Genomic DNA, 4,022 nt, shown 5'->3' on the forward strand with positions numbered 1-4,022 from the left:
TTTCTAAGTCGTCTTCCTTTACCGGTCCCATTACTTTTCTTCGAATAACCCCATCTGAATCGATGAAAAAGCTTGTTGGATAGCCAATGATTGCATAATCATGAAAAACAGCTCCTTTTTCATCTAACGGGATTGGGAATGTCAATTTGTATTCATCTACAAACTCCCCTACATGCGTTGGATCTTTTTCTGACGTTGTTACATTAACAGCAAGGATTGCAAACCCATCTTTCTTATATTTTTTATAAAGCTTTTCCATATGAGGCATTTCATCCTTACATGGCGGACACCACGTCGCCCAGAAATTTAGGAGAACTGGCTTCCCTGTATAATCACTTAACTTAACTGTCCTGCCATTCAAATCCACCAGTTCAAAATCAGGTGCGCGTTTGCCTTCATTTAGCCCAATAGGCAGCTCACTTGCATTCTCTAACTTCTCATATTTTTCTATTTCTTCAATTTCATGATTATCTTTTAAAATAAGCTTATCAGTAATGATCAACAGTATAAGAACGATTACTGCCCCTGCTATCCACTTCTTCATGCATACACCTCTTTTAAGATGAATCTTATATGCTATATCATACATGACCGTCCATCTAAAGACTATTATCATGCAATCCTCTACAACATTCCACACAATTTTGGTTGAATCTCGATATAAGTAAGGTTTATTGGAGGGCTATCATACCATTTTACTTCACTTATTTCTGAGTTTGGTAATTGCCCAAACTCCTTTATTCTTGCAAAGAATAGCCTTCCAAATTTCCTCACACCAGAATATTCCATTGAGTAATCGCAAATCGGATATAAATTATATTCAATCCCCCCAGTTTCTTCAAATAACTCCCTCTTAGCAGTATCAACGATCGTTTCTCCTAGCTCTCTATAACCACCGGCAATTTCCTGAATTTTTCGTCCCTTATGCCTAACATAAACCCACTTTCCTTTATAAACAGCACTAATTACTGCAAATTTTAACTTTTCCTCATGAATCAAACATAAATCATAAAACTGTATCAGCATACTCTCATCTCACTGTTTCTAATACCTACTATTTCTCTGTCATCTCTTATTTCCCCTTTCATTTTGGTTAGTTAAAATTAACTAAAAGAAAATGTTCAATTTCTAATCACCCGTTATTCTATAATCTAGCTTAAAAACAAAAAAATGAGCGCCTATCCTTATTCCTGGATTGCGCCCGGCTACGGTAAAACCTTTAAAAATACGAATGAAACCACGCTTCTTAAAATTGTTCAATTTCGGATATTACCATTTTCAATACATCAATTGATTCAACAACGTCCTCATCATATTCTAGACTATGATTAACTTTCGGAATTAACTTCGAGGTGATATTTGGGTTTTCTATCACTTTAGAATATCTTTCTTCAATGTAACAAGGGTCTTTATCTCCAATTATACACAAACTTTTATTTTTACTTCTTACCATCGCACTCAAAACATCATCCCTTTGCATCAAAGGGGTCAACCAAATTGCTTTAGCGTTTTTAAAACATTCTCGTTTCAATTCATAGCTCATAGCAATTGTCCCGAGAGATTTTCCGATTAGATAGAAATTTTCATAGGTTTTGTTGGTTAAAACATCATCAAAAACAGTCTTTACATCCCATTTCATTGCTTCAGTTATTTCCTCAAAAGTGAAATTATCATAGACTTTGTTCTTATATTGATAATTAACTTGCAAAACATCATACGACTTACGTAAAAATAACTCCGATGCGTAATGAAGGAGAGGTGCCTTTACGGTATATCCCACACCTGGAAGTATGATTGCCAAGTCTTTAGAATCTTCACCTCTGCTCAATATTGAAAAAGGAATAGCTAACTCCTTATACCCTTTAACTGTCCTTGTTATTACATTAAACATTAAGCTCTCCCCCGTTCCACAAATTCCCCATGTATAAAGAAAGGAAAGAATACTTGCTGATGAATTGTGCCCGGTATTCAAAGAAAATATTACAATATATTCCGAATATTACCCCAACCATATACAAGTTCCGAAAGTTTCTTTCCTCCTATTTCCACTTCAACCGTATCTATTTTTTTACCTCCAAGTGATTCATAAAACTGACGAGAGATATTATCTTCCAAGACAAAAACAAGCATCGTGTTGATTCCCATCCCATTCATTTCAGCTATGATTGGTTTAACAAGTGCTGTTCCAATACCTTTCCCTTGGTATTCTTTTAAAATATAAATGGCGTATATCTCCCCATCGAACCCAATATAGGTACCGCTTCTTTCTTTACCGCCTTTGGAAAAGCCCACTATTCTTCCATCATTGCTTTCTGCTACATAAACACCTCCATATGGAATGGCGTTGGTCCACATCTGCTCACGGCTTTCATAAGAAAGATTATTTAAATATTCTGCCGGAACTATGTTGGCATACGTTGATTTCCAACTGTCGACGTGTACTTTAGCTATTCCTTTCGCATCAGTTACGTTTGCTTTTCTTATTGTAAACCTTTGATCCATTTGCTCCCCCTCCATATTCCATATTATACCGTTTTAGAGGAGAATTTTTGATAGGATGGCGAGAATATTTATTTTTTCTTCTTCACTTATATCCTGTTCAAAAGAAAGGACGGGGGTATTCGGATCTTTAATATGATTCTCCCACTCTAGGGGCATCATCCCCTTTTGCAGCCTGCAGATCCTTATTTGATTGTGAAAGATTTGATAATCCATATAAAGAAGGGTCCGTGTGACCATTATTTTTTTCCCACTGCTTACAAATTCAAATTTTAATTGTCTGTCATTCCCCTCTCCGTTAATGATATTTATCAGGTTCCCATCCTTATCTGTAATTTCTATCTTCCTTTTTTGCAAATGAAAGTTGGCAATTACATTGTTTAATCCATCATAAAGCACATATCTTTTTTCAAAATGCCTGTCCAAAAAAGGAGGCAAAAACCAGCTAATAGATTGTATTTTTCTCTCTTTTAGCTCTCCCAGTAATTTCCCGGTAGTACTAAAAAACAACATTCTTACAGTAGTTGATGGTGAGAAATGGATAAGTGCATAATTTGATTTTAATAGGGGTTGATTCATACTTTTATCATCCATTTGACGCTCTGTAAATGCTTTCGCTCGCTGATCACAAACCAAATAATACTGATAACAAAAAAAACTATACACTAGAAAAGGGAGAACGACCAAGATCATTCTTCCATCTCTCGCAATCATAATTCCATAAATGATCATGAAAAAAGGAGGGATTAATGTGGCAAGGCTGACACTTAAGGAAATGGATGCTGTTTTTCTGTAATACTGCTGTATATTCATAATAAAACTCCTAACCATGTTAGAAGGAAAATCCTTCCTACTCAACTAAGATTATGCTATTAATTAATTGAATCTCTTTTATTCTATTAACAAACTTGTCCAAACATGATTTTTAGGAGGAAAAACATGAAAAAATTCAGCTTGTTTTGTGGATTGCTTATGATTCCGGTCTTCATTGTTTCAATCATTCATATACAAATTATTAAAACCGCCAATCACACTCCACCTGCAAATATTCCCTATTTAATCGTACTCGGAGCAAAAGTGAACGGGGAAGAAATGTCTCTTAGTCTGCTTAATCGAGCAAAAACAGCACTCTCCTATTTGGAAGATAATCCAAACACCAAAGTTATTGTGAGCGGAGGGAAAGGAAAAGGAGAAAATGTTACAGAGGCAGAAGCACTTCGCCGCTTTTTTGTTGAAAATCATATTAATGAAAACCGCATCCTGGTTGAAGATCGCTCCACTTCCACATACGAAAACTTAAAATTCACGAAAGAACTTTACGATATAGAAGAAGCTGTCATTGTCAGTAATGACTTCCATCTATATCGAGCAACTACATTTGCAGACAAAGTTGGAATCAAAGGATTTCCTTTAGCAGCTGAAACACCAAAGGTAGTGAAGGCGACACTTTTTATCCGTGAATATGCAGCAGTATTAAAAATGAAGCTAGTTGGTACGTAAAATAGAAAAAGCTATCCATTTTG

General features: G+C 35.5%; 6 protein-coding genes. 1 reads left to right on the forward strand and 5 read right to left on the reverse strand.

Going from position 1 to position 4,022, the window contains the following annotated elements; genetic code table 11:
• From RUH74_RS24065 to RUH74_RS24085, 5 genes are all read right to left on the reverse strand, one after another.
• Positions 1-544: TlpA disulfide reductase family protein (locus RUH74_RS24065; RefSeq protein WP_313805398.1), on the reverse strand; the 544-nt coding region annotated here is incomplete at its 3' end.
• An 80-nt stretch (positions 545-624) separates the two neighbouring features.
• Complete coding sequence (locus tag RUH74_RS24070) at positions 625-1,026, reverse strand: NUDIX hydrolase (RefSeq protein WP_313805401.1); 402 nt, start codon at positions 1,024-1,026, stop codon at positions 625-627.
• Positions 1,027-1,246: 220 nt separating this feature from the next.
• Positions 1,247-1,891, reverse strand: coding sequence for an alpha/beta hydrolase (locus RUH74_RS24075; protein WP_313805403.1), 645 nt, complete (start codon positions 1,889-1,891; stop codon positions 1,247-1,249).
• An 89-nt stretch (positions 1,892-1,980) separates the two neighbouring features.
• Positions 1,981-2,502, reverse strand: a complete 522-nt coding sequence (locus RUH74_RS24080; protein WP_313805405.1) for a GNAT family N-acetyltransferase — start codon at positions 2,500-2,502, stop codon at positions 1,981-1,983.
• Positions 2,503-2,535: 33 nt separating this feature from the next.
• Positions 2,536-3,312 carry a hypothetical protein gene (locus tag RUH74_RS24085; RefSeq protein WP_313805407.1) on the reverse strand — a complete coding sequence of 259 codons (777 nt, stop codon included), beginning with the start codon at positions 3,310-3,312 and terminating at the stop codon, positions 2,536-2,538.
• 126 nt (positions 3,313-3,438) lie between these two features.
• Between RUH74_RS24085 and RUH74_RS24090 the strand changes: the two genes are divergently transcribed.
• Positions 3,439-3,999, forward strand: coding sequence for a YdcF family protein (locus tag RUH74_RS24090; protein ID WP_313805409.1), 561 nt, complete (start codon positions 3,439-3,441; stop codon positions 3,997-3,999).
• The last annotated feature ends 23 nt before the right edge of the window (positions 4,000-4,022 follow it).

Source organism: Cytobacillus sp., from assembly GCF_032154635.1.
Taxonomy (GTDB): domain Bacteria; phylum Bacillota; class Bacilli; order Bacillales; family Cytobacillaceae; genus Cytobacillus.